Annotated in this window: 22 protein-coding genes and 1 pseudogene; 10 read left to right on the forward strand and 13 right to left on the reverse strand. The window is 75.1% G+C overall.

The features are described 5' to 3' along the window. Positions 1-33 precede the first annotated feature (33 nt). Positions 34-3,999, reverse strand: a complete 3,966-nt coding sequence (locus ABT093_RS03335; RefSeq protein ID WP_350559742.1) for a tetratricopeptide repeat protein — start codon at positions 3,997-3,999, stop codon at positions 34-36. A gap of 523 nt (positions 4,000-4,522) precedes the next feature. On the opposite strand from ABT093_RS03335, the gene ABT093_RS03340 reads away from it, so the two are divergent. From ABT093_RS03340 to ABT093_RS03355, 4 genes are all read left to right on the forward strand, one after another. Beyond that, positions 4,523-4,600, forward strand: a complete 78-nt coding sequence (locus ABT093_RS03340; protein ID WP_350540985.1) for a tryptorubin family RiPP precursor — start codon at positions 4,523-4,525, stop codon at positions 4,598-4,600. Positions 4,601-4,717: 117 nt separating this feature from the next. Further along, positions 4,718-5,764, forward strand: coding sequence for a cytochrome P450 (locus ABT093_RS03345; protein ID WP_350559745.1), 1,047 nt, complete (start codon positions 4,718-4,720; stop codon positions 5,762-5,764). Between the two features lie 139 nt (positions 5,765-5,903). Beyond that, entirely contained in the window at positions 5,904-6,800 is an 897-nt protein-coding gene (locus tag ABT093_RS03350; RefSeq protein ID WP_350560058.1) for a glutaminase, read from the forward strand. A gap of 183 nt (positions 6,801-6,983) precedes the next feature. Next, positions 6,984-8,054, forward strand: coding sequence for a phosphatidylinositol-specific phospholipase C domain-containing protein (locus ABT093_RS03355; protein WP_350559748.1), 1,071 nt, complete (start codon positions 6,984-6,986; stop codon positions 8,052-8,054). Between the two features lie 80 nt (positions 8,055-8,134). Here ABT093_RS03355 and ABT093_RS03360 read toward each other — a convergent pair whose 3' ends face one another. Continuing rightward, positions 8,135-8,698: a GNAT family N-acetyltransferase gene (locus ABT093_RS03360; protein WP_350559751.1), complete on the reverse strand. Its 564-nt coding sequence runs from the start codon at positions 8,696-8,698 to the stop codon at positions 8,135-8,137. A gap of 101 nt (positions 8,699-8,799) precedes the next feature. On the opposite strand from ABT093_RS03360, the gene ABT093_RS03365 reads away from it, so the two are divergent. Next, on the forward strand, positions 8,800-9,837 hold the full coding sequence (locus ABT093_RS03365; RefSeq protein ID WP_502884115.1) for an LLM class flavin-dependent oxidoreductase: 1,038 nt from the start codon (positions 8,800-8,802) through the stop codon (positions 9,835-9,837). A 43-nt stretch (positions 9,838-9,880) separates the two neighbouring features. Here ABT093_RS03365 and ABT093_RS03370 read toward each other — a convergent pair. Beyond that, a pseudogene (locus ABT093_RS03370) lies at positions 9,881-10,009 on the reverse strand (CGNR zinc finger domain-containing protein); the annotation flags it as partial. Positions 10,010-10,089: 80 nt separating this feature from the next. Here ABT093_RS03370 and ABT093_RS03375 point away from each other — a divergent pair. Beyond that, a complete protein-coding gene (locus ABT093_RS03375) occupies positions 10,090-10,419 on the forward strand; it encodes an aromatic-ring hydroxylase C-terminal domain-containing protein (protein ID WP_350559757.1) in 330 nt (109 codons plus the stop codon). 54 nt (positions 10,420-10,473) lie between these two features. Here the strand turns inward: ABT093_RS03375 and ABT093_RS03380 are convergent, their stop codons facing one another. Genes ABT093_RS03380 through ABT093_RS03395 form a run of 4 tightly spaced genes read right to left on the reverse strand, consistent with a single transcriptional unit; the run spans position 10,474 to position 13,907 of the window. Then, positions 10,474-11,445, reverse strand: a complete 972-nt coding sequence (locus tag ABT093_RS03380; RefSeq protein WP_350559760.1) for a hypothetical protein — start codon at positions 11,443-11,445, stop codon at positions 10,474-10,476. Beyond that, positions 11,442-12,290 carry a hypothetical protein gene (locus ABT093_RS03385; protein ID WP_350559763.1) on the reverse strand — a complete coding sequence of 283 codons (849 nt, stop codon included), beginning with the start codon at positions 12,288-12,290 and terminating at the stop codon, positions 11,442-11,444. The genes ABT093_RS03380 and ABT093_RS03385 overlap by 4 nt, the downstream gene beginning before the upstream one ends. Beyond that, complete coding sequence (locus ABT093_RS03390) at positions 12,287-13,069, reverse strand: hypothetical protein (RefSeq protein ID WP_350559766.1); 783 nt, start codon at positions 13,067-13,069, stop codon at positions 12,287-12,289. Before ABT093_RS03390 ends, ABT093_RS03385 begins: the two co-directional genes overlap by 4 nt. A 37-nt stretch (positions 13,070-13,106) precedes the next feature. Beyond that, complete coding sequence (locus tag ABT093_RS03395; RefSeq protein ID WP_350559769.1) at positions 13,107-13,907, reverse strand: hypothetical protein; 801 nt, start codon at positions 13,905-13,907, stop codon at positions 13,107-13,109. 331 nt (positions 13,908-14,238) lie between these two features. Here ABT093_RS03395 and ABT093_RS03400 point away from each other — a divergent pair, with 331 nt between their 5' ends. Next, entirely contained in the window at positions 14,239-14,406 is a 168-nt protein-coding gene (locus ABT093_RS03400; RefSeq protein WP_350559772.1) for a DUF8730 family Cys-rich protein, read from the forward strand. Between the two features lie 164 nt (positions 14,407-14,570). On the opposite strand, the gene ABT093_RS03405 is transcribed toward ABT093_RS03400, so the two are convergent. The 3 genes from ABT093_RS03405 to ABT093_RS03415 form a co-directional block, all read right to left on the reverse strand. Then, positions 14,571-16,763: an MMPL family transporter gene (locus ABT093_RS03405; RefSeq protein WP_350560060.1), complete on the reverse strand. Its 2,193-nt coding sequence runs from the start codon at positions 16,761-16,763 to the stop codon at positions 14,571-14,573. A gap of 117 nt (positions 16,764-16,880) precedes the next feature. Continuing rightward, positions 16,881-17,279 (reverse strand): DUF302 domain-containing protein, encoded by a 399-nt coding sequence (locus tag ABT093_RS03410; RefSeq protein ID WP_350559775.1) that lies wholly within the window; start codon positions 17,277-17,279, stop codon positions 16,881-16,883. A 100-nt stretch (positions 17,280-17,379) separates the two neighbouring features. After that, positions 17,380-18,765 carry an MBL fold metallo-hydrolase gene (locus ABT093_RS03415; protein ID WP_350559778.1) on the reverse strand — a complete coding sequence of 462 codons (1,386 nt, stop codon included), beginning with the start codon at positions 18,763-18,765 and terminating at the stop codon, positions 17,380-17,382. 289 nt (positions 18,766-19,054) lie between these two features. Here ABT093_RS03415 and ABT093_RS03420 point away from each other — a divergent pair, with 289 nt between their 5' ends. From ABT093_RS03420 to ABT093_RS03430, 3 genes are read left to right on the forward strand one after another with little or no spacing between them, the layout of a single operon-like run. Further along, on the forward strand, positions 19,055-20,368 hold the full coding sequence (locus tag ABT093_RS03420) for a discoidin domain-containing protein (RefSeq protein WP_350559781.1): 1,314 nt from the start codon (positions 19,055-19,057) through the stop codon (positions 20,366-20,368). Positions 20,369-20,370: 2 nt separating this feature from the next. Continuing rightward, positions 20,371-21,603, forward strand: a complete 1,233-nt coding sequence (locus ABT093_RS03425) for an MFS transporter (RefSeq protein WP_350560062.1) — start codon at positions 20,371-20,373, stop codon at positions 21,601-21,603. A gap of 38 nt (positions 21,604-21,641) precedes the next feature. Next, a complete protein-coding gene (locus tag ABT093_RS03430) occupies positions 21,642-22,610 on the forward strand; it encodes a TolB-like translocation protein (protein WP_350559784.1) in 969 nt (322 codons plus the stop codon). 44 nt (positions 22,611-22,654) lie between these two features. Here ABT093_RS03430 and ABT093_RS03435 read toward each other — a convergent pair whose 3' ends face one another. The 3 genes from ABT093_RS03435 to ABT093_RS03445 form a co-directional block, all read right to left on the reverse strand. Beyond that, positions 22,655-23,401, reverse strand: coding sequence for an SDR family oxidoreductase (locus ABT093_RS03435; RefSeq protein ID WP_350559787.1), 747 nt, complete (start codon positions 23,399-23,401; stop codon positions 22,655-22,657). A 144-nt stretch (positions 23,402-23,545) separates the two neighbouring features. Further along, the gene (locus ABT093_RS03440; protein ID WP_350559790.1) at positions 23,546-24,442 is read right to left on the reverse strand and encodes an RNA polymerase sigma-70 factor; all 897 of its coding nucleotides are present in this window, start codon (positions 24,440-24,442) and stop codon (positions 23,546-23,548) included. A gap of 154 nt (positions 24,443-24,596) precedes the next feature. Continuing rightward, positions 24,597-25,070, reverse strand: coding sequence for a carboxymuconolactone decarboxylase family protein (locus ABT093_RS03445; RefSeq protein ID WP_350559793.1), 474 nt, complete (start codon positions 25,068-25,070; stop codon positions 24,597-24,599). Positions 25,071-25,104: the final 34 nt, after the last annotated feature.

Raw genomic sequence — 25,104 nt, forward strand, 5'->3', positions numbered from 1 at the left:
GCCGTGAGCCCTGACCGACCGCGCCCCGGCCGGTCAGCCGCCGACGTGGTCCCGGAGGGCGTCGGGCAGGCGCCGGCCGGTGACCGAGCGCCAGGCCCGCTCGACGGCCCGCGGGCCGAGGTCGCGCGCCAGGAGCCCGAGGTTGACCACGCTCGGCCAGGTCAGGGGATGCGGGAACTCCTCGAACGCGGTGATGCTGCGGACCAGCCACTCCATCGCCTCACGGGGGCGCCCCTGCTCCGCGGCGAACAGCCCGAACTGGCCGAAGGTCCGGGCCAGCCCGGGGGCGTCGCCGATCCGGTGCGAGACGTCCAGCGCCTTGCGGTAGCGGGCCTCGGCCTCCGCCGCCCGGCCGTCCGTCTGGGCGGTCAGCCCGAGCTGGTGGAGGCCGGCCGCGACCCCCGCCTGGTCGCCCAGCTCCTCCCGCACCGCCAGGGCCCGCGCGTGCCAGGTCTCCGCCTCGGCCAGGTCGCCGCGCCGGGCGGCGACCACGCCGAGCTGGTGCTGGCTGGCGGCCGTACCGTGCCGGTCGTCGAGGTCCTGCCGGATTCCCAGCGCCTTGCGGTGCCAGGACTCCGCCTGGTCGAACCGCTCCTGCGCCGCCGCCAGGACGCCGAGCTGGTGGTAGCCGCGGGCGGTGTCGGGCAGGCTGCCCGACTCCTCGGCGAGGGCCAGCGCCTCCGTGCACCACTTCTCGGCCGCGGTGAGGCGTCCCAGTTCGGCGGCGACGGCGGCGAGCCGGTGGTGGAGGGCGGTCGCGAACGGCAGTTCGGCCGGCTGCTCGACGGAGGCCAGCGCACGCCCGAAGCACACGTAGGCCTCCTCGAAGCGGCCCTGTTCCTGGGCCAGGATGCCGAGCTGGTGCCGGCAGGCGGCCGCCCTCCGGGACTCGCCCAGGCGCTCGAAGGCCTCCAGCGCCTCCCGGGTCCGCTGCTCGGCGTCGGCGGGCCGGCCGAGGCGATGGGCGATCACCCCCAGCTGGTGGTGGCCGAGCGCGATGCCGTCGGCGTCGCCGATCCGCTCCAGGACGGCGAGCGAGTGCAGGTACCACTGCTCGGCGTCGGCGAACTCGTCCCGGTCCACCGCGATCCGGCCGAGCTGCTGGTAGCCGTCCGCGAGGTCGTCGAGCTGGTCGGGGTCCGGCAGCTGCCGGCCGACGGCGTGGTGGATCTCCCGGAAGGACCGCTCGGCCTCCTCCGTGCGGCCCGCCCGCACCAGGCGCCGGGCCTCGGCGCCGACCACGGACAGCCAGAGCGCGCCGGCCGGGGTGTCGGCCCCGGGCGGGCCGCCGTCGGGCGCCTCCAGGGCGGCCCGCACCCGGTCGGTCCAGCCGCGCGCCTCGGCGTCCAGCCCGTGGGCGCTCCAGTAGGCGTGGAGCGGGCGGACCAGCGCCAGCGCCTGCAGCCACCCGTCCTGCTCGACGGCCCGGCCGAGCAGGACGCCGATGGTCCGCCGCTGGAGGTGGAGCGCGGTCATGGCGAACTCGGCGCTGCCGCCGCTCAGTTCACGGCTGAGCAGCAGGCAGAAGTTGACCTGGGCGCCGAGCAGCGCCTGCGCCGCGGCCGCGTGCTCCTCGGCGAACCCGGGCTCCTCGGCGCGCCACCGGGCGGTCAGGACGGCCGCGATCGCCGGGGGGACCAGGAAGGCACCGCCCTGCACGGCGGTGAGCAGGCCGAGGCCCGCCGCCCGCTCCAGCAGCCGCTGCCAGTCCTCGGTGCCGCGGTCCCGGAAGCGCGCGGGCACCTCCGGCTGGCGGGACAGCAGGGCGAGCACCGTGGCGTCGACGGTCCCGTCCAGGAGGGTGACGGCCGTCAGCGCCCGCAGGTCGGCGGTGGTGAGCCGGTCCAGCGCGAAGGCGGTGGTCACCGCGAGCGCCGCGAACCCGGCCTCCTCCTGCTCCTCGCCCGCAGGGGCGCCGGGCGCGGCGGCCCCGCTCCGCACCAGGGTGTCCAGGGCGTGCCACGGTTCGTGCCCGTCGAGGGAGGACAGCACGAGCCGCATGCGCAGCGGGTGCCCGCCGAGCCACTCCAGCAGCTGGCCGAACACCCGCAGCCCGCGCTTGCGGACGGTGTCGGGGTCCGGGGCGAGCAGGTGGTCGGCGTACTCGACGGCCTCGTCCGGGTCCAGGCCCGGCACCGGGATCCGCAGCGGCTCCGGGCCCAGCCAGTCCTCGGAGGTCCGGCTGGTGAGGACGACCGCGCCGCGACCGCGCCGGGCCACGCGGTCGAGGAACGCCCTCAGTTCGGCGCGTTCCCGCTCGCCCGCGGCCGGGGCGGCCCCGGCCGGGCCGGGCGCCGGGCGCAGCGACTCGACGCCGTCCCAGATCAGCAGCACGTCCCTGGTGGCGAGCGTCTGCTCCACGGCCTCCAGGCGGTCGGCCGGTGCGAGCGGGTCGAACTCCTCGGGGGCGAACAGCCGGCGGCCGATCCGGTCGACCAGCCCGGCCAGGCCGAACGAGGCGGCCCCCGGAGCGAAGGAGTGCAGCACCACCGCGTCCGGTCCGTCCACGGCGCCGGTGTCCCGGCACCAGCGGCCGAAGGCCTTCGCCAGCTCCGTCTTGCCGGTCCCCGCCGGGCCGTGGAGGACGACCACGCGGTGGTGCCGGGCGCCCGCGTCGAGGGCGAGCAGCAGCCCGTCCCGCCCGACGAACTCCCCGACGGGGGCGAGGTCCTCCGGAGCGTCCGGACCCTCCGGGAAGTCCGGGTGCCCCGGATCCTCCTGGACGTCCCGCGCCGCCGCGGCCCCGGGGACGGGGACGCCGGGCGCGGCTGCGGCGGTGTCGGGCAACCCGGCCTGCCCGCTCCGCAGCCCGGGGAGGACCAGCTCGCTCCGGCGGTGGAGCACCGGGACCGTCCAGTCGGCCAGCGGCAGCGGGCCCTTGGGGGAGACGCGCCGGTCCCGGTCGGCCAGGTGCCGGCGGCCGGCCGCCACCGCCCGGGCGAGCGGGTCGCCGCAGCGGAGCCGCTCGTAGACGGTGGCGAGGAACCCGGCGGCGGCCGTCGCGTCGAGTCCGTACGGCAGCGCGAGCACGGCGGCGGCGCCCTCCCGCAGCAGCCGGCCGGCCGCCGCGGCCTCGCGTCGCCCGGCCGGGTCCCCCGACCGGCGGGCGCTCAGGACCACCAGCGGGACCTCGGCCGCGGCCAGCAGCCGGGCGACGCGCCGGACCGGGACCGGCTCCGCGCCGCCGTCCGGCTGCTCGAACACCAGCACGCCCTCGGGGTCGTGCTCCCGGAGGGTCCGCGGCCGGCGGTCCGGGCCGGACCACCCGCGGTCGGGCGTGTCCCCGGCGGTGCCACCGGCCCCGTCCTCGGGGAGCACGCCGGCGCCGTCGACGTGCACGACCTGGAACGGCCGGCCCTCCTCGCGCGCCTCGCGCAGCGCCTCGCCGAGCCCGGCGAGGGTCGGCGGGCGCAGCACCCGCAGGTCGACCGCGCCGGTCCCCGGCCCGAGCCGTCGCAGCAGGGGGAGGGCGCCGGTCCGCGGAGCGGTGGCGGGCGCGCCGTCCGGCCGGGTGAGCACCAGGAGCACCCGCAGCCGGGACCCGTCCGCCTCGGTGACCGTGCCGAGGGGGTCGGCGGCCGACGGGCACCGGGTCACCAGCACGTCGTCCAGGACCAGCGGCCACGGGCGCCCCGGCTCCGTCATCAGCTCCCACGGCAGGCCGAGCAGCGGCGCGGAGTCCGAGCGCAGCACGATCTCCAGGCCGCCGCCGCGGGTCCGTGCCCGCAGGTAGGCGTCGCGGCCGGGGCCGTCGCCGAACAGCGCGGTGAACATCCGCGCCCCCCAGTCCGGGAGCTGACGGGCGATGTGCGGGCCCCGCTCGCCGTACGCCCCGAACGGGGTCCGGAGGTACTCCTCCAAGTACCAGCGCAGGTTCTCCAGGGCCGTGTCGTCCAAGGGCCTGCGCAGCCATCCGGCGTCGACGGCGACCGCCGGGACCCCTGCTCCCGGCGGCCACTCCGTCACGGACATCCGGCCGTCGGCGTGGAGATCCAGCACCAGACGTTCGACCACAATCGCCCCCAACAAGAGCGGGGCGGCCGGGCGGCCGTTCCGCTGCGGAGCACAGGGTAGCGGCGTCGCCACCGCGCCCGGGCGCCCGGGTGCGAAGTCGCGGTAACGATCCGTCAAAGGCCCACCGGTCGGGGAGCGAAACGGAAGGGGCAGCCGCTCTGCCCCAAAGGGCAGACCGAACGTTCCGTCGGGGCTCTGCGGCCTCCGCTCCACCCCTGTGCGGAACGTCCCGTTCACCTGGCGGTCCCCGGCGCGTCGCGGCCCTGACCAGCGCTGTCGCGCTCGCGTCAAGCGCGGCGCGGCGGGTGGCGGCGGCGCCAAACCCGCGGCGGCGCGGTTCGTCCGGGTGAGCTGCGTCACTTGACCGTGTTTTCGCGCTGGGATTCACTTTTTGCGGCGACGGAAAGCGAAGATCCGAATTCTGCGGGGCCCACCCGGAGTTCGCCCCCGCGGACCGTCCGTCGAAGAGTTGTTCGTCATCGTTCCCTGTCGAGATGGAGGTGCTGTCATGAAGCTCGTTCACTTCGTGAAGAAGGTCATGCCGGAGAAGAGCCTGAAGGCCTACGCCTGGTACGGCTGGATCTAGGTCCCGGCGGTCCTTCCGCTGTCGGACACGTGCCCGGCGAGTGCCACCCGCACTCGCCGGGCACGGGGCCGCTCACCGCGAGCCGGCCGCCACAGCCGCTCACCCTTGGAGTCACGGATGGCCATGTCCAGCACCGGGCGCACCGCCCGCGTCACCCTCTTCGCGCCGCGGATCGACGAACTCCTGCGCAGGTACCGAGGTCAGGACCTGTTCCGCCTGGAGGCGGACACCGTCGGGGTGGCCGGCCCCGACCTGATGGACGGGCTGCTGCGCAGCAGGCCGGCCAACGCCGAGGAGCGCCCGACCTTCAAGCCCGTCCAGGGGCGGCTCGTCACCCGGGCCGACGCCTCCGCGCTCATGCAGGCCGTCTCCGCCGACGTCCGGACGGCGCTGAAAAAGCCGCTGGGCGACCGGACGGACCTGTCCGGGAAATGGCCGCACACCCCGCACGTGTATCTCCGGGACCTGGTCTTCGGCCGGGAGAGTTTCCGCTTCCGGGTCCTCGTCGACCGCCGTCTGGAACTCACCCCGAAATTGACCTGGATGGCGGTTGCGGCCGGAACGGCGATGCTCGGAAAACCGGGCACCGAAATTCCGCTGTCGAATCTGGCGGCCCGCGTGCTGGACGCCGAGACGTACGACGACCGTCGCTACGCGATGTACCTCTACCGGCGGGTGGCGGCGCCGATCTGTTTCACCGTGGCCGCGCTGGTGACCAACGCGGTCTGGCTCGGGGCGCCCTTCGACGACGACGTGCCCAACCGGGACGTGCTGCTGGAGGCCCTGCGGCTGCTGCCGCCGTCCTGGAACATCCTGCGGGTCGCCTCCCCGGAGTTCGGCGCCGTCGACGGCCGGATCGGCCGCCGCGACGACATCCTCATGCTTCCGCTGCTGAGCCACCGCGACCCCCGGCTGTGGGACGACCCGGACGCCTTCCGTCCCGAGCGCTGGAAGGACCTCGACCCCGACACCCACCCCGGCTACCTGCCGTTCGGGCACGCCAACGAACGCTGCTGGGGGCGGCACATGGTCATGCCGCTGGCCGAGCGGATCCTCGACCTGGTGCGCCGCGACGGCCTGGTGGTGAGCCCGGAGCAGCGGGTCGGCCGGGTCGAGCTGGACGGCCTGCTGGAGGTCTCGGGCGTCCGCATGGTCCGCCGCTGACCGGGCCGGTGCCCGACACCCCGGGCGTGCCCCCGCCCGCGGCCCGCCGGCCGGCGGCGACGACAATGGCGCGGTGACCGACGCGAACGACCCGAACAGCCCGCACGACCCCCACGACACCGGGGCGGACCTCCAGGCCCTGGTGCACGACGCCATGGCGGCCGCCGTCCGCTCGCCGCTGCGCGGCCGGGTCGCCGACTACATCCCGGCGCTCGCCGAGGCCGACCCGGCGGCGTTCGGCATGGCGATCGCGACCGTGGACGGCCGGGTGGCCGGGGCGGGGGACTGGCGCCGGCCGTTCTCCGTCCAGTCGGTGTCGAAGCTGTTCACCCTCGCCCTGGCGCTCGCCGAGGGCGGTGACGGCCTGTGGGGCGGCGTCGGCCGGGAGCCCTCCGGCAACCCGTTCAACTCGCTGGTCCAGCTGGAGTCCGAGCACGGCATTCCGCGCAACCCCTTCATCAACGCCGGCGCCCTGGTGGTGACCGACCGCCTGCTGGAGCTCACCGGCGACGCGGCCGGTGCCGTCCTGGACCTGCTGCGCGCCGAGTCCGGCGATCCGACCGTCGACGTCAACCGCGCGGTCGCCGCCTCCGAGGCCGAGCACGGCCACCGCAACGCCGCCATGGCGCACTTCATGGCCAGTTACGGCAACCTGCGCAACCCCGTCGAGGACGTCCTCGCCCACTACTACGCGCACTGCGCGATCGAGGCCGACTGCCGCGACCTGGCGCTGGCCGGTCTCTTCCTGGCCCGCCACGGCGTGCGCGCCGACGGCTCGCGCCTGCTGTCGCGCAGTGAGGCCAAGCGGATCAACGCCGTGCTGCTCACCTGCGGCACCTACGACGCGGCGGGCGAGTTCGCCTACCGGGTCGGCCTGCCCGGCAAGAGCGGTGTCGGCGGCGGCGTCCTCGCGGTGCTGCCCGGGCGGGGCGCGGTCTGCACCTGGAGCCCCGGCCTGGACGCCGCGGGCAACTCGGTGCTCGGCGTCGCGGCCCTGGACGCCCTGACCACGGCCACCGGCTGGTCCGTGTTCTGACGGCGGCACGGCCGGCGGTCGCCCCGAACGGTTCCGGCTGGTGACGGACCGGAAGCCGACGGTCACGAAGTTGTTATGTCCTCTTCACCGGGCTGACGGCCGGCCGGGTCATGCTCTGCACCGGCGGTAGCCACCGCCGAAGGCGCGCCGGCCGGCCGGCGCACTGACAAGGGGACTGACACCGTGACCGTCCGCCGTACCCTCATCGGCACCCTCACCGCCGGCCTGCTCGTCGCGGCCGCCGCCGTCCTGCCCGTCGGCGGCGCCGCGCAGGCCGCCGGCACCGGCGCCCCGGGCGAGCTCCCGTTCGCCTCCGCGACCACCGTCGGCCTGCACAACACCTACGACCCGGCCGCCTTCGGCTACCTCGCCCAGGGCCTGGACACCGGCACCGGCATGATCGAGCTGGACGCCTGGCCGAACGCCATCACCAAGGAGTGGAAGGTCAGCCACTCCAACCCGCTGGGCAACGCCAACAACTGCGTCAGCGCCACCACGCCCGCCCAGCTCTACTCGGGCGGCGGCAACAAGAACCTGGAGACCTGTCTGGACGACGTGCGGCTCTGGCTCGGTGCCCACCCGGGCGCCGGGCCGCTGGTGATCAAGCTGGAGCTCAAGCCGGGCTTCTCCGGGAACCTCGGCATGGGGCCCGCCCAGCTCGACGCGCTGATCGCCGCCCACCTCGGCTCCGCCGCGCTGCGCCCGGCCGACCTGCTCGCCAAGCCGGGCGGCGGCTCCTACGCCACCCTCGACGACGCCGTCCGGGCCGGCAACTGGCCGACCAGGTCGGCGCTCGCCGGCCGCGCCCTGGTGTACGTCATCCCCGGCACCGTCGAGCTGGACAACCCGTTCGACACCCTGCACACCGACGTCGAGTACGGGCGCCACCTGCGCGACCTGGCGGCGGCCGGCCGGATCGGCGAGGCCCGGATGTTCCCCACCGCGCTCGGCGCGGCGGCCGGCGACCCGCGCGCCCGGTACGGCGAGACCTCGATCCGGCCGTGGTTCGTGGTCTTCGACGGGGACGCCGCCACCTACCTGAACGGCATCGACACCGCCTGGTACGACAGCAACCACTACCTGCTGACGATGACCGACGCCCACAACGTCGCCCCCGCGATCAGCAACACCGACCCCACGGCCGACCAGGCCCGCGCGCGCACCGAGCAGCTCGCCCGCGCCCACGCCACCGTCGTCTCCAGCGACTGGCGCAAGCTCCCCGCCGTCCAGTCCCTCGTCCTGGCGCGCGGCTGACCCCGCCCGCCGTTCCCCCTCCCGGGGCCGCCGCCCGCCGGGCCCTCCCGGTGGGCGGCGGCATCGTGCCGGACGCGCCGTCAGGCCCGGTCGGCGGCGGTCGGCGGCTCCGGCTCGTCGGTCCACTCCGGGGCCAGCAGCCCGAGCACGACCTCGTCCACGAAGGCCCCGCACGCCCAGGCGGCCTGACGCAGCGTGCCCTCGAGCACGAACCCCGCCCCCGTGGCGGCCTTGATCATCGGCAGGTTGTCGGCCAGCGTCTCGATCTGCAGCCGCTGCATCCCGCGCACCGTGAACCCGTAGCGGCAGAGCAGCCGCACGATGTCGCCGGACAGGCCGCGGCCGCGGAACGCGGGCCGCAGCGCCAGGCCGAGGTGGGCCCGCCGCTGGTGGGCGTCGACGCCCCACAGCAGCGCCTCCCCGGCCAGCTCGCCCGAGGACCGCTCCACCACGGAGAAGCAGGCGGCCGTGTCGTCGCCCGCCCCCACCACGAACGGGGACTCCGGGGAGCCGGGCGGGATCGGCCGCCAGGGCCGGGAGTCGCCCCGTGAACGGGTGGCCACGTCGTCGTAGAGCTCGGCGTGGAGCACCGGGACGTCACCGTCGTGACGGGCGCGGAGCGTGATGCGGGAGGTTTGTAGCATGTCACATGGTTTACCGCGGGCCGATGGCGCCCGGCAATCGGTTTTCCGCCCGCCCCGCTGCCGGCGTGGCCGTGTTCGCCGCACCGCCCGCCGCGCCGGGAATGACGGCGCGGCGGTCGGCCGTTGGCACCGGGGTGACCGCCGCGCCCGCCCTCCGCCTCTCCGTACTGGACCGTTCCCGGACGCGCCGGGGGGAGGAGCCGGCCCGCGCGCTGCGCGACACCGTCGCGTTCGCGGTGGAGGCCGAACGGCTCGGCTACCACCGGTTCTGGGTCTCCGAGCACCACGGCGTGCCGGGGGTGGCCGGTTCGGCGCCGACGGTGCTGGCCGCCGCCGTCGCCGCCGCGACGTCCCGGATCCGGATCGGCACCGGCGGCGTGATGCTCCCCAACCACCAGCCGCTCGTCGTCGCCGAGCAGTTCGGCGTCCTCGCGGCGCTCTTCCCGGACCGGATCGACATGGGGCTGGGCCGGTCGGTGGGCTTCACCGACGGCGTCCGCCGGGCCCTGGGCCGGGAGAAGGACGCCGCGGACCGCTTCCCCGAGCAGCTCGCCGAACTGCTCTCCTGGTTCGACCCCGGCGCGCGCGGCCCGGGTGGCGTGCACGCCCGCCCCGCCGAGGGCCTGGACGTCCCCGCGTTCGTGCTGGCCACCGGTGCGGGCGCGGACGTGGCCGCCGAGGCGGGGCTGCCGCTGGTGATCGCGGCGGTGCGCGGGGAGGAGGCGATGCTGGCGGCGATCGAGCGCTACCGGCAGCGCTTCCGCCCCTCCGCCCGGGCCGGGCGGCCCTACGTCGTCGTCTCCGGGACGGTGGCCGTCGCCGCGACCGAGGAGCGGGCCCGCGCGCTGCTCGTCCCGGAGGCCTGGTCGAGCGCCCACAGCCGCACCCACGGGGAGTTCTCCCCGCTCGAACCCGCCGAGGAGATCCTGGCCCGGTCGATGGCCCCGCGCGAGCGCACCGCCTTCGAACAGGCCCTCACCGGCCACCTCGCGGGCACGCCCGAGCGCGCGCTCGCCGATCTCACGGCGCTCATGGAGCGCACCGGCGCCGACGAGTTCCTGCTGACCACCAGTACGTACGACCGGGCGGAGCTGCTGGACTCCTACCGCCTGCTCGCCGAGGCCGCCGGGCTGGCCTGAGCACCGGCGGGCGCGCGACGGCGCCCCGTCGGCCGCCGGGCCGTCAGTCATCGGCCCGCTGCGCCTGGGCCCGGTGCACCGCGACCCGGACCCGGGTGGCGCAGCGCGGGGTGCAGTAGCGCTGCGGCGTGCGCCGGCCGGTGTCGACGAAGAAGCGCTCGCAGCCGGGCGCCGCGCACCGCCCCCGCGACCCCCGCCCCCGCGTCGCTCGACCCCGCGCCGCTCGCCCCGGACCGCGGCCTCGGGGACGGCGTGCCCGGCGGCCGCCTGCCGCACCTGCGCCTGGCCGAGGGTCCGGGCGCGGCCTCCACCCTGGACCTGGTCGGCTCCGGCTTCACCCTGCTGACGCCCGCCCCCGACGCCGCCGCGGCCGCCGGCCTGCCGGTCATCCCGCGCCCCGTGCCGGTCGACGCGCCCCGGTGGGCGCGCCTGTCCGGCGTCCCCGCCACCGGCGCCGTCCTGGTCCGCCCGGACGGCCACCTCGCCTGGCGCGCCCCGCACCCGCCCGCCGACGCCGCCGCCCTGCTCGGCGTGCTGCGCCGGATCCTCTCGGCGGACGGGGCCGCGCCGCCCCGGCGGTGACCCCGGCCGCCGCGGAAGCCACGGGAGGAAGGCCGGATCCGGCCGGTTGCCGTCTCAGGCCAGCAGGTCCGACTGGAGGGTCACCACCTGCCGGAACGCGGCGGCGGGCACGCCGTCGGGGTTGGTCATGGTGACGACGCCGACGATGTCGCCCGCCGCCACGTACGCCAGCCGGGCGGTCGGCGCGTCACCGGGTCCGGAGACCTGGGTCTTGACGGTGACTCCGTAGACTTCGTCCCAGTCCTGGGGCGTGGCGCTCCCGATCGTGGCGCCGGTCTTCGGACCCTTGCCGTCCCGCAGTCCGGCGAAGGCGGACCACGCCTCGCCGGAGGAGCCGAACGAGAGCAGCCGGATCTGCGTACGGGTGCCGTCGAAGGTGGTCCACTCGCGGACGGCGGCGGCCCGGCAGGCGTACTGCAGCAGCAGGGCGCGGACCGCGGCCGGGTCCTGTTGCTCGTCGGCGAGGGAGTTGCAGTCGACCAGGCCAGCAGGGCGGGCCGTCGGCGAAGCGCTGGGGGACGTCGTCGCGGGGGACTCCGAGGGCGTGGCCGACGCGGACGCACCCGTGGGTCCGCCGCCGGTCACGGATGGTGCCGGAACGAGCTGCCCGTCGACCTCCTTGGGAACGGGGAGCAGCAGCTGCCGCAGGTCCGCGGCGTGCCGGTTCTTGTTGTCCTTCGGGGCGGCCTTGCCGGAGGGCAGCGGCGGCAGCACCAGAGCGGGGAAGGTGTAGCGTCCGTCGCTCTTGGTCGCCAGCCCCGGGAGATCGGTGCGCTCGGGCGCAGTCACGGCGATCGCACTCCCCGTCCCGGCCAGCGCGCACACCACGGCGGCGGCGCTCCAGCGCACCGCGGCCCTGCGGCGGCGGCTCCGGCCGGCGGCCCGCTCCTCGTCGGCCGGCGCTCCGGCCGCGGGCGCCGCGACCGGGAGGTCCGCGCCAGGAACGTGCGCCTTCGGGAGTTCCGTCCCGGGGACTTCCCGCCCCGGAACGTCCGGCACGGCGGGGGTGTCGCTGCTGTCGGTCATACGGAGGCTCCCGGGCGGGCGAGGCGGTCGAGCTGCTGGGTCAGGAGGGCGACGATCTTGTCCTTGGGCAGGGGTGCCACACCTTCGGCGTCCAGCACCACCAGGAGGTCCCCCTCGGCGGCCGAGCACTCCATACGGTCGATCGGCGCGGCAGGCGGCGCGGGCATCAGGTAGCAGTGTGCCTCCGGATGGCCGGGTACCACCGGGCCGCGGCGGAACAGCCCGGTGTCGCCGGTGAAGATGGCGGTGTACTCGTTCATCCGCTGCACCTCCTGCTGGTTGAACTGGCGCAGTTTGATCCCGATGACGAGTTCACCGAGGCGGGCCTTGTAGGTCCGCACTCCGGCGGCCTTGACGTGCAGGTCCTTCCAGTACTGGCGGAGCTTGTCCTGTTGCTCCTTGGGAACCGGCCCGAGGTCCTCGTCGAACACGGTGGCCAGCTGATCGGCCGTCAGCTCGGTGTCGTTGCCGTCGGCGCCGTCGTCCGGCCCGAGGAGGAAGCCACCGGGGACCGGCAGGAGCAGGTCGCGGAGCGACCCGAAGTGGTTGCCGTTGGCCTTCGCGCCGAACGGTGTCGCGGTCGCCGTCGGGGCGGCCGCGGCGATGGCGGCCGCGGCGGGCGCCGGATCGTCGTACCGCACCTCGATGATCCCGACGCCGATCACCACGCCGGTCAGGGCGGCCGCGACGATCGCGCCGCCGGCGCGCAGGACGCGGCGGGACGTGGCGGAGCCCGTCGGCGCGGCGGCGTCCGGCGCCGCGACACCGCTGTCTGCGGTACCGGTGTCGGCGGGTACGGCCTGCGGCTCCGGGGCCGTGGAGTCGGTCACGCTGCTGTCGGTCATACCAGCCGCTCCCACTGTTGCTTGGCGAGATTCTTCACAACCTCGGCGTCCACCGGCTGTGTCCCGAACACCTCGATATTCATCTTCACGGTGCCGCGCTGCGCGGCCGCGGTGCCGAGGTAGTACTTCTCGGTGGTCTCGGCCCAGAACGAGGGCCTGTCCTCGACCTGGTAGCCGCCGTTGGCCTCGTCGGCGAACGGCTTCAGCTCGGACCCGTTCCGCCCGCCGGGCTCGGCATGGGCGACGTCGTCGGCCGTGTATTGGAGCAGCGTGACTCGGACCTTCAGCCCGCCCTGTTCCCAGCCGACCTCGACGGCCCGCCGGAAGCCGCTGGTGTTGAGGTTCTTGAAAGCGTTTCCGCTGTCCCCACGCTGCTCGGCGAGCTCACCGACCGTGATCCAGCTCGGCTTGTCCGGGCTGTCGTCCCACGCCTTGCTGCCGCTCGGCGCGGTGATCAGCAGCTTCCGCAGGTCGCCGTCGATGGCGAGCGGTGAGGGCGCGGCCGCGGCGGCGACCGCCGGGTTCAGTACCTCGGCCGGGTACGTCGGCAGTGCCACCTGGAGGGGCGGCAGCGGCGTCGGTGGCCGGCCCGCCTGGACGGCGTAGCCGATGCCGCCGCCGGCCGCGGTCCCGAGCACCAGCCCGGAGACCAGCAGCAGGACCGGACGCGGGCGGCGCGGGCGCCGGGCGGGTGCCGGAGCGGCGTCCGGCTCGGTGGCGGACCCGGCGGCGGGCGGCGGCGCGTCGGCGGGCGACGGCGCCACGGGGTCGGTGGTCACGCGAGGACTCCAGAGGAAGGGGAAGGGGCCGGAGGGTTCAGCGGCCGGAGATCAGCCAGTCGCGCTGGCGCTTCATCAGCTCGCTGAGCAGTGCCTTGTCCGGGGCGCCCTTCACCTCGACGTCGACCGTGTACTGCACGTCGCCCTGGCTGGAGATGCCGCTCATCGAGCCGGTGTAGGCCGCTTGCTCGGGCTTGCTGATGTACCCGTGGGCGGCGGGGTCGCCGGCGATCTCGATGGCGGGGAGGTCGCGGACGTCGTTCTTGGCGAAGAAATCCGCCTGCGCGGGGCTCCCGAAGCGCAACAGGGTGACGGTGACCTCGGCCTTGCCGTCCGCCGTGCGGTACGTCCGGGTGACGGCGTCCCTGTAGCCGATCGAGCGGAGGGCACGCATGATGTCCGCCCCGTCGTCGAACTCCTCGATGAGTTGCTCGTCGGAGAGCGGTATGCCGTCGGCCGGGCCGTAGGGTTCGCCGCCCTCGGGGAGGGGGAGCAGGAAGTACCGCAGGTCGCCGTCGTGCCGGCCGTCCTTGACGGTGCCCTTCACGGTGCTCGTCGGAACGGGTACGGGCGTGGGCGGTGCGGTGGTCGCCGAAGCGGAGACCGAGGCGGTCGCGGAGGGCGAGGCGGTCGGGCTCGCGGAAGTCGGCGCGGCCGCAGCCGCGGTGACGGTGGGTCGGCTCTCGGGCCTGCCGACGGCCACCGTCACCGTGGCACTGGCCGCCGTGACGGCGAGCAGGCCGGTGACGGCCAGTGCCACGGCGGCGGCGCGCGGCAGTTTCCGTCCGGTGGCGGGCACGGGAGCGGCGGTGGGCGGCACGTGATCGTGCGCGGACAAAAGGATTCCCCCAGGGAAGATCAGGAAGGGTCGCGCGCGCGGGCCTCTCATGGGCACCCACGGCGGCTCTCGCGGCCGCCCGTCGCGCGTCTGGCTGGAATTATGGGAGTGCGCCGGTCGAGCCGCCAACAAGATCAATCACCGCACTCCCGCCCAAGGCCCGACCAATGGGACACGCCGTGATCGAACCGAAATCGTTTCGGCCCGGACGCCGCCGGCCTCCGGTCCCCCGGCCCCTCGTGGCAGGTCGTTTCGGTCGGAAAAATACCCCCACCGGTATAGTGGAAGAACGGGTGAACACTCGCCCTTCCCCGATGTGAGGAGTCCCGAGATGTGTCGACGTATCACCTGCCGCACCTGCGGCAAGGCCGGCTACGCGGGGTGCGGCATGCACGTCGACCAGGTGCTGGCCGGTGTCCCCAGGGCCGACCGCTGCGGCTGCGACCGCGAGGCGCGGAAGGGCGGGGGCTTCCTCGCGAGGATCTTCGGCCGCCGCTGAGCGCGCCGGGGAACACCATCGGGCCGTGCCGGGAATCCCCGGCACGGCCCGATCCGTGTCCGCACACCGCGCACGCCGATTCGCCCCCCGCGCACCGATCGGCCTCCGCACGCCGGTGGCCCGGACCGCCGCGGGGCGGACCGGGCCACCGGGGGCCGGGCGGCTCAGTCGTGCGAGAAGGAGATCCTCGGCAGCACGCGGTCGAGCCAGGCCGGGGTGCGCCAGGCGGCGGCCCCGGTGAGGCGGAGCAGGACCGGCAGGAGCACCAGGCGGACCAGGGCGGCGTCCAGCAGGACGGCGACGCCGAGGACGATGCCCATCTCCTTGGGCGGCAGCGGCCCGGACAGGGCGAAGGTGAAGAACACCGCGACCATCACGCCCGCCGCCGCGAAGATCACCCGGCCGGAGTGGGCCAGGGCGCCGACCATGGCCTCGCGCGGGTCGCCGGTGCGCTCGTAGTGCTCCTTGGCGGAGGCGAGCAGGAAGACCGTGTAGTCCATCGCGATGGCGAAGATCATCGCGAAGAAGAACACCGGCGCCCAGCCGTCCAGGAAGCCCTGTGGGGTGAAGCCGAGCAGTCCTGCTCCGTGCCCGTCCTGGAAGACCAGCCGGGCGACGCCGAAGGCCGCGCCGGTGGACAGCAGGCTGGCGGCCGTGCCGAGCGCGGCGATCAGCGGGGCCCGCAGGGCGACCAGCAGGAGCAGGAAGCCCAGGGCCATCACCACGCCGATGACCAGCGGGGTCTTCTCGCCGAGCAGGTGCTGGAGGTCCAGGTTCTCCACCGCGGCGCCGCCGACCAGGGTGTCCGGGGGCAGCTCGGCGCGCAGCACGTCGACGGTGTGCGCCAGGTCGGGGCTGGACGGGTCCACGGTGGGGACGGCCTGGACCATCGACCAGGCGGAGCCGTCGGCGGCCGGCTGCGCGGGCATCACGCCGGCGATCCCGGGCGTGCCGGCGACGGCGGCGGCGACGTCCCCGGCTCCCTGGGCCGGGGTGAGGATCTGCAGGGTGCCGGGCGCTCCGGGGCCGAAGGCCTGCTGGACGGCGGTGTAGCCGGCCCGGGCGCTGGCGTCGCCGGGCAGCACGGTGATGGAGGGCATGGCGGTGCGCAGTCCGACGACGGGTGCGGCGAGCGCGACCAGCGCGGCGAGCGCCAGGGCGCCGTAGCGCAGCGGGTGCTTCCACAGCCGCTCGCCCCAGGCGGCGAAGCGCGGCGAGCGGTGCTCGCCGGTCCGCACCCACGGCAGGGCGAGGGCGTCCACCCGGTGGCCGAGCCGGCCGAGCACGGCGGGCAGCAGGGTGAGGGTGGCCGCGAGGACGAACAGGACGGCGAGCATGATGCCGCCGGCCATCGAGCGGAACGCGGGGGACGGCACCAGCATGACGGCCGAGAGGCTGACCAGGACGGTCGCGCCGGACAGCAGGACGGCCTTGCCGGCGGTGTCCATGGTCTCGGCGACCGCCGCGGTGCTCGCGGCCCGGTCGTCCCGCGCGGGGCCGCGGCGGGAAGCGGCGGCCCGGGCGCTGCGGAAGCGCACCACCAGGAAGAGCGCGTAGTCGATGCCGAGGGCGAGGGCGAACATCATGGCGAAGTTCATCGCCCACACGGAGACCGGGAACAGGTGGCTGATCAGCACGAGCGAGCCGGCGGAGGCGGCGAGTCCGGCCATGGTGAGCAGCAGCGGCAGTCCGGCGGCGACCAGCGAGCCGAAGGCGAGCACCAGGATCGCCAGGGTGACCGGCCAGGACATGAACTCGGACTTCATCATGGCGTCGTGGTTGGCCTTGTTGAAGTCGCTCCACAGCACCGACGCGCCGGTGGCGTGGACGTCGACGCCGTTGCCGGAGAGGGCGTTCAGCGGGCCCTTGAGGTCGTCGGCCGCGCGGACCATGTCGTCGGGGGAGGCGTCGGCGCCGGCGAGCAGGACGGCGGTCCGGCCGTCCGGGGAGAGGGTCGCGCCCGGCTGGGGCGCCACCACGGTGGAGATCCGGGGGTCGGCCGCGGCGAGCTCTCCCGCCCGGGTGATCACCTGCTGGACGTCCGGCTCGCTGACCGGCCGGTCGGCGGCGACCACGATCTGCAGCGCGCTGGAGGCGTTGCCCGCGAAGTGCTCCTCGGCGAGCTGGCGGACCGTGACCGACTCGGATCCGTCGGCCTGCCAGCCGGCCCCGGAGAGCGCGGTGGTCACCTGCGGCGCGAACGCGCCCAGGGCGACGACGACCAGCAGCCAGCCGGCCAGCACGGCCTTGAAGTGGCGGACCGACCAGGTGCCGAGCCGGCCGAGCAGGCCCGGGGGCGGGGCCGGCTCGGGAGGTGGGGCGGTGGCCGGCCGGCCGAGGGCGGTGTCCGGGTGCATCACGGGGGTGCTCCGTTCCTGGGGGCGCCCGAGGACGCCCGAAAATACGGGTGGGGGTATATGGGAGGTCAAGAGGAAGGGGCCCGCTCCGGCGGGCCCCGCGGGTCGGGCGGCCGGTCAGGCGGCGGGACCGCTCAGCGCGGCCAGCGCGGCGCGCAGCCGGGCGGCGGCCTCGTCGGCGACGGCCTGCAGCGCGGGCTGCCCGGTGACCCCGACCATCAGCTGCGGGTCCATCGCCTCGACGACCGTGCCCGCGCCGTCCGCGCGGACCACGACGTTGCACGGCAGCAGCAGCCCGATGTGCCGGTCGGCCTGGAGGGCGCGGTGGGCCAGCGGCGGGTTGCAGGCGCCGAGGATCAGGTAGTCCTCGATCTCCTCGCCGATCTTGGCCCGCAGAGTGGCGCGGACGTCGATCTCGGTGAGGATGCCGAAACCCTGCTCGGCGAGCGCGGCGCGGACCCGTTCGACGGTCTCGGCGAAGGGCAGGTCGACGGTGACGGGGATGCCGTAGTCCATGGGGTGCTCCGTTCGTGGTGGGGGTTCGCGGATCGGGCGGCGGCGGGGGCCGCCTTCCCGGTGAGGGTCAGCTTCTCGCGCCGGCGCCGCCCGGCCCGGCTCAGACGGCCGCGGGCCGGTGCGCGTCGGCCCAGGCGGCGTAGCCGCCGAGCAGGTCGGCGACCTGCTCGCGGCCGTGGTGGCGCAGCAGGCTGGCGGCGATCGAGGAGCGGTGGCCGCCGGCGCAGTGGACGACCAGCGGTTGGTCCTGCGGGAGCTCCGCGAGGCGTCCGGGGAGCTCGTTGAGGGGGATGTGCAGGGAGCCCTCGACGGAGCCCTCCGCGCGCTCGCCGCAGGTGCGGACGTCGAGCACCAGCGGGGGGCGCTCGGCGGCGAGGGCGGAGCGCAGCTCGTCGACGGTGAGGCGCGCGGCCGGGGTGAGCGGGCCGGCGAGCGCGGTCGGGCTCGTCACCGGCTCGGCCAGGTGACCGACGATGCGGTCGAAGCCGATGCGGGCGAGACGGGTGACGATCTCGCCCGCGCGGCCGTCCGGCGCGACGACGAGCAGCGCGGAGTCCGGCTCCAGCACGGCGCCGGCCTGTTCGGCGAAGCGGCCGTCGGCGGGCACGTTGACGGCGCCGGGCAGGTGCCCCGCGGCGAACTCCTCCGGGCTGCGGGCGTCCACCACCACCGCCCCGTCGCGCCGGTGGGCCGCGAACTCCGCTGCGGTCAGCGGGTGGTGGGCGAGCGCGGGGTCGAACAGGCCCCGGTCCTGGCGGTTGAGGGCGGCGTCGTGGCCGAAGTAGCCGGGGGCGGCGGACTGGCCGGCCGTGACGATCGCGACGAAGTCCTCCTCGCTCATCGGCGCGCAGGCGTAGTTGGTGGCGCGCTGCTCGCCGATGGTGGACTGGCGCTCGGTGGACAGGTTCTTGCCACAGGACGAGCCGGCGCCGTGGGCGGGGAAGACCCGGACCCCGTCGGGCAGCGCCATCAGCTTGTGCTGGACGCTGTGGTGGAGCATCCGGCCGAGCTCCTCGGCGGTGGTGCCCGCCGAGGCCAGCAGGTCGGGGCGGCCGACGTCGCCGACGAACAGCGCGTCGCCGGTCAGCACGCCGTAGGGAACGGCGTCCCCGGCCCGCTCGAACACCAGGACGCTGATCGACTCGGGGGTGTGCCCGGGGGTCTCCATGATCTCCAGCGTGACCTCGCCCAGGGTGATCCGCTCCCCGTCGGCGAGCTCCCGGATCGGGTACTCGGTCACCGCGTGGCGCCCGTAGCCGATCCACGCGCCGGTGCGGGCCGCCAGCTCCAGGTGGCCGGCCAGGAAGTCGGCGTGGAAGTGGGTGTTGATGACCGCCTCGACGGTGAAGCCGTGCGCCTCGGCGTCGGCGACGTACTCGTCGATGTCCCGGCGCGGGTCGATCACCACCGCGCGGCCGGTGGTCTCGTCGGCGACCAGGTAGGAGGCCTGGGAGAGGCAGTCGAGGTAGTACTGGGCGAAGAACACGTGGATCGCTCCTGCATCCGCTTCCGAAATACCCGGCGGGGTATCCGTCCGCCATCCACCATACCCCCGGGGGTAAATTTCGGCGAGGAGGGGCGCCCGGAGGGGGAAGGCGGAATCGGACGGGAGTTCGGCGTGAAGCCACTATTGTCAGGAAACTTTACTTTCTACTACGCTCCCCTCGCCGGTAGGCGCGTGCGTGGTGCTCACCGGTGCGCAGCTCTCACCGTTTCTCGAGGTCAGGGAGTCCAGGATGCGTCCGGGTGTCTCGGTAAGGCCTGTTCATGTCGGTGTGTTCACCGCCGTCCTCGTGCTGATCGGCGGCCTGTTGCTCGGCTGGTCCGGGCGGGCGGGAGCGGCGGGCGATCCGCTGATCTCGCGGGGGAAGGCCGCGACGGCCTCCTCCACGGAGGGGTCGTCGTACGCGGCGGGCAAGGCGTTCGACGGCAGCACCTCCACGCGGTGGGCGAGCGAGGAGGGCAAGGACCCGCAGTGGCTGCGGGTGGACCTCGGGGGAGAGGCCTCCGTCTCCCGGGTGAAGCTGAGCTGGGAGGCCGCCTACGCGAAGGCGTACCGGCTGGAGGTGTCGGCGGACGGGGTGACCTGGACGGCGATCGCGGAGGAGAAGGCCGGCAACGGCGGGACCGACGACTGGACGGGCCTGGCCGGCAAGGGCCGCTACCTGCGGATGTACGGCACGGCGCGCGGTACCTCCTACGGGTACTCGCTGTTCGAGCTGGAGGTGTACGGGGTCGCGGGCGGCGGGCCGTCGCCGACCGGACCCACGCCCACCGGCCCGTCGGGCGGGGCGTTCACCGTGGTCGCGGCCGGTGACATCGCCGCCCAGTGCACCGCCTCGGACAGCGGCTGCGCGCACCCGAAGACCGCCGCGCTGGCGCAGCGGATCGACCCGCGCTTCTACCTGACGATGGGTGACAACCAGTACGACGACGCCCGGCTGGCGGACTTCAGGAACTACTACGACAAGACCTGGGGCGCCTTCAAGGCCAAGACCCACCCGGTCCCGGGCAACCACGAGACCTACGACCCGGCCGGCTCGCTGGCGGGCTACAAGGCGTACTTCGGCAGCATCGCCTACCCGCAGGGCAAGAGCTGGTACAGCTTCGACGAGGGCAACTGGCACTTCGTCGCGCTGGACTCCAACGCCTTCGACCAGAGCGCCCAGATCGACTGGCTGAAGGCCGATCTGGCGGCCAACGCGAAGAAGTGCGTCGCCGCCTACTGGCACCACCCGCTGTACTCCTCGGGCGGGCACGGCAACGACCCGGTCTCCCGGCCGGTGTGGCGGATCCTGTACGACGCCAGGGCCGACCTGGTGCTGAACGGGCACGACCACCACTACGAGCGGTTCGCCCCCCAGGACCCGGACGGCAGGGCCACCGCGGACGGCATCGTCGAGATCGTCGGCGGGATGGGCGGCGCCGAGCCCTACCCGATCGAGCAGGTCCAGCCGAACAGCCAGAAGCGGATCAGCGGTGACTACGGCGTGCTGAAGCTGGACCTCACCGACTCCGGGTACGGCTGGAGCTACGTCGGCACGGACGGCCAGGTCAAGGACACCGGCCCGACCTACAACTGCCACTGATGATGTACCTGGCCTCCACCGGCCGCCGCCCGGACGCGCCGCCCCGCCCCGCCGGGGTGGGGCGGCGCGTCCCCGGTACGGTCGTCGCGCTCGGAGCGGTCAGCCTGGTCACCGACGTCTCCTCGGAGATGGTCACCGCCGTGCTCCCGCTCTACCTGGTGCTGGGCCTCGGCCTCTCACCGCTCCAGTTCGGCTTCCTCGACGGACTGTTCAACGGCGCCACCGCGCTGGTCCGGCTGCTCGGCGGCCGGCTCGCCGACCGTGGCGGCGGCCGCCACCGGACGGTCGCCGGCGCGGGCTACCTGCTCTCCGCGCTCTCCCGGCTCGGCCTGCTGCTGGCCGGCGGAGCGGCCGGCGGGATCGCCGCCGCGCTGGCCGCCGACCGGCTCGGCAAGGGCGTGCGGACCGCCCCCCGGGACGCGATGATCACGCTCAGCGCACCCCCCGGGGCACTCGGCCGGGCCTTCGGCGTGCACCGGGCGATGGACACCACGGGGGCGCTGCTCGGGCCGCTGGTCGCCTTCGCCGTGCTGTGGGCGACCGCCGACGCGTACGACGCCGTCTTCGTGGTCAGCTTCGCCACCGGCCTGCTCGGCGTCCTGGTCCTGGTCCTCTTCGTCCCGGCCGGCGCGCCGGCCGGGGCCGCACCGAAACCGGCCAGGACGCGGCACCGGGCGCTGCGCGACCCGGTGTTCCGGCGGGTGACCGCGGCGGCCGCGCTCCTGGGCGCCGCGACGATCGGGGACTCCTTCCTCTACCTGCTCCTCCAGCGGGGTCTTGACCTGTCGCCCGTGCTCTTCCCGCTGCTGCCGCTCGGCGCCGCGGCGTGCTACCTGCTGCTGGCCGTCCCCGCCGGGCGGATCGCGGACCGGACCGGCCGGCGGACCCCGTTCCTGCTCGGGCACGGCGCCCTGCTCGCCGCCTACCTCACCCTGCTGGCGCCGCTCGGCCCGACGACGGCGGTGCTCGTCCTCGTCCTGCTCGGTGTCTTCTACGCCGCCACCGACGGCGTGCTGATGGCGCTGGCCGGGCCGGTGCTGCCGGCCCGGGGCCGGGCGGGCGGGCTCGCGGTGCTGCAGACCGCGCAGGCGCTGGCCCGGCTGGTCGGGGCGGCCGGGTTCGGCGTCGCCTGGACGTGGTGGGGCCCGCGCCCGGCCCTGGGGGCGGCCGCCCTCGTACTGGCCGCCGCCCTCGCCGCCGCCTGGCGGATCCTGCCCGGAAGGAGGGAGGCGTGAAGGCGCAGGAGAAACGCGCGAAGGCGAAGGAGGGGCCCATGAAGGCGCGCTCGACCGTGCTGGTCCTCGCCGTTCTCGTCCTGATCGGCGGCTCGCTCGGCTACGTCCTGCACGCCCGCCAGCGCGGCGGCGGGCACCGGCTGGTGGCGGCGGAGGTGTCGTTCACCCTGAACGAGCCCGGCCTCTACTACCGCGACACCGCCACCGGGCGGGTCGCCCGCGCCCCGGGCACCCCGGACGGGCCGTCCTGCGCGCGGTTCCACGCGGCGGGGGAGCGGGCGCTGTGCCTGCGGGCGCTGCCCGGCACCCCGGCCCGCACCCAGGCGGTGGTCTACGACCGGGGGTTCACCGAGCTGCGGACGGTGACCGTGCCCGGCATCCCGAACCGGGCCCGGGTGTCGCCCTCCGGACAGGTGCTCGCCTGGACCGCCTTCGCGGTCGGCGACTCCTACGCGGCGAGCGGCTTCTCCACCCGCACCTCGATCCTGGACCTGCGCACCGGCTACCTGGTCAAGTCGATCGAGGAGATCCCGCTGACCCTCGGCGGCTCCCGCTACCACGCCGCCGACGTCAACTACTGGGGCGTCACCTTCGCCGCCGACGACAACCGCTTCTACGCCACCGTCGCGACCGGCGGCCGCACCCACCTGGTCGAGGGCGACCTCGGGGCGTGGTCGGCCCGCACCCTGCGGGAGAACGTCGAGTGCCCCTCGCTCTCCCCGGACGGCACCCGGATCGCCTTCAAGAAGAAGGTCTCCGACGACCCGGCCGCCCTCTGGCGGCTGTACGTCCTCGACCTGGCCGACCTGCGCGAGCACCCGGTGGCCGAGTCGCACGGCGTCGACGACCAGGCGGCCTGGCTGGACGACGCCACGCTCGCCTACGCCCTCCCGGCCCGCGAGGGCAAGGGCACCGACGTCTGGTCGGTCCCCGCGGACGGCAGCGGCGCCCCGCGGCTGCTGGTCCCCGGCGGCTCCTCACCGGTCGCGGTGGCGGCGCCGCGCTGACCCGGGCGGCCCGCACGTCCGCGTGCGGGCCGCCGCGGGCCGGTTCAGCGCTGCCCGGCGAGCCAGTCGGCGAACCGGTGCCCGGCGAGGTGCGCGCCGGGCCCGGGCAGCAGGGTGTCCTCCCGCAGCCCGGCGCCGAAGTAGCGGGCGTGCGGGTCCGTCACGACGGTGCGCGGGTCGCCGGCCGCGGCCAGCGCCGTGCGGACGAGTTCGTCCAGCCCGAAGACCTCGGGACCGGCCACCTCCACCACCCCGTTGACGGGGGCGCCGACCGCCGTGCGGCCCACGGCGGCGGCCACGTCGTCGGCGTGCACGGGCCGGATTCCCGCGGCGGCCAGCCGCACGGTGTCCCCGTCGGTGGCCGCCGCCGCGATGCCCTTCACGAACTCGAAGAACTGCGTGGCGTGGACGATCGACCAGGGCAGCCCGGAGGCCTTGATCAGCTCCTCCTGCGCCTGCTTGGCACGGAAGTAGCCGCTCTCCTGGAGGCGCTCGGTGCCGACCACCGAGAGCGCCACGTGGTGGCCCACCCCGGCCTCCGCCTCGGCCTTGAGCAGGTTGGCGGTCGAGGTGCGGAAGAACTCCAGGACGGCCCCGTCCTCGAACGAGGGGGAGTTCGACACGTCGACCACCACCGAGGCGCCCTCCAGCGCCTCGGCCAGGCCCTCGCCCGTCAGCGTGTCGACTCCGGTGCTCGGCGCCGCCGGCACCGCCTCGTGGCCCTGCTCGCGCAGCCCGGCGACGAGCTTCGAGCCGATGAGTCCGGTGCCACCGATCACGACGACCTTCATAAGGGGATCCTCTCTGCGACTGTTGCGGTTCCCGCGGGGCGGGACGGGGCGGTGCGCTCGGCCCCGCCCGCACCAGTAGGACAGGGCGGGCACCGGATCCGTGACAACCGGACCGGGGCGGACCGGGTGAACGGGGTCCGCCTGTCAGCCGTCCAGGGAGGCCACGAAGGGCGCCAGCTTGGCCGGGTTCATCACCCACATGAGGCGCTCGATCCCCTGGGTGGAGACGTCCAGGCACAGCAGGGCCACCGCCGCGCCGTCGGACGAGACGAGCACGGCCGGCCGTCCGTTGGCCTCGACCCACCGCAGCTCCGTGCCGGGCCAGAAGCGCGGAGCGAAGGCCGCCACGTACCTGGCCACCACGGCGCGGCCCACGACCGGGATCCGGGAGGCGCCGCGGGTCCCCCCGCCGTCGGAGTGGCTGACCACGTCCGCCGCGAGCAACTCCTCCAGCACCGCCAGGTCGCCGGTCCGCGCGGCGGCGACGAACACCTCCAGGAGCCGCCGGTGCTCGGCGCGGTCCACCCGCTCCCGGCGCGCGGCGGCCAGGTGTTTGCGCGCCCGGCTCACCAGCTGGCGCGCGTTGGCCTCACCGGTCTCCAGGATCTCCGCGATCCGCCGGTACGGGTAGTCGAAGGCCTCCCGGAGCACGTAGGCCGCCCGCTCCACGGGATTGAGCTTCTCCAGGAGCAGCAGGACGGCCAGCCCGACCGCCTCGGCGCGCTCGGCGCCCAGCTGCGGATCCGCCCGGGTGTCGACCGGCTCGGGGAGCCACGGCCCGACGTACGACTCCCGCCGGACCCGGGCGGACTGGGCGACGTTGATGGCCAGCCGGGTGGTGACGGTGGCCAGGAAGGCGGCCGGTTCGAGGACGTCCGCGCGGTCGGTGCGCTGCCAGCGCAGCCAGGTCTCCTGGACGACGTCCTCGGCCTCCGCGGTGCTGCCGAGCACCCGGTAGGCGATCCCGAAAAGCCGTGGGCGGGTCGCGAGGAACTCGCGGGTGGCCGGGTCGAGCGGGTCGGTGTCCGCGCCGGGCTGCATGGGCCGTTGTCCTCCTGTGTCCTGCGGTTCCTGCGGTGCGTGCGGTTCACGGGGTCGTACGACGGGCGGTCCGGACCGGGGCCGAACGCCAGAAGACCGGCCGCGTCCCCCTCCTCGGGGGCCGCGGCCGGTGGGTTCGCCGGACCTGCGCCGGTCAGCCGAACTGGCCGGGCTGGTAGGAGCCGGCGGGCTGCCGGTTGATGACGTTGATCCGGTTGTAGGCGTTGATCACGGCGATGAGCGAGATCAGCGCGGCCAGCTGCTCCTCGTCGTAGTGCTTGGCGGCGTTCGCCCACGCCTCGTCGGTGACGCCGCCGGCGGCGTCCGCGATCCTGGTGCCCTGCTCCGTCAGCTCCAGCGCGGCCCGCTCGGCCTCGGTGAAGACGGTGGCCTCCCGCCAGGTCGCCACCAGGTTGAGCCGCAGGGCGCTCTCGCCCGCGTGCGCGGCGTCCTTGGTGTGCATGTCGGTGCAGAAGCCGCAGCCGTTGATCTGGCTGGCGCGGATCTTCACCAGCTCCTGCGTCGCGTGCGGCACCGCCGAGTCCGCCAGCACCTTGCCGGCCGAGTTGAAGTGCCGCAGGACCTTGGCCCCGACGCCGGTGCCGAAGTAGTCGAGACGGGCATCCATGGTGTGCTCCTCCTGTCGTGGGGTGACACCCTCT

This window comes from Kitasatospora sp. NPDC002551 (assembly GCF_040296005.1).
Taxonomy (GTDB): domain Bacteria; phylum Actinomycetota; class Actinomycetes; order Streptomycetales; family Streptomycetaceae; genus Kitasatospora.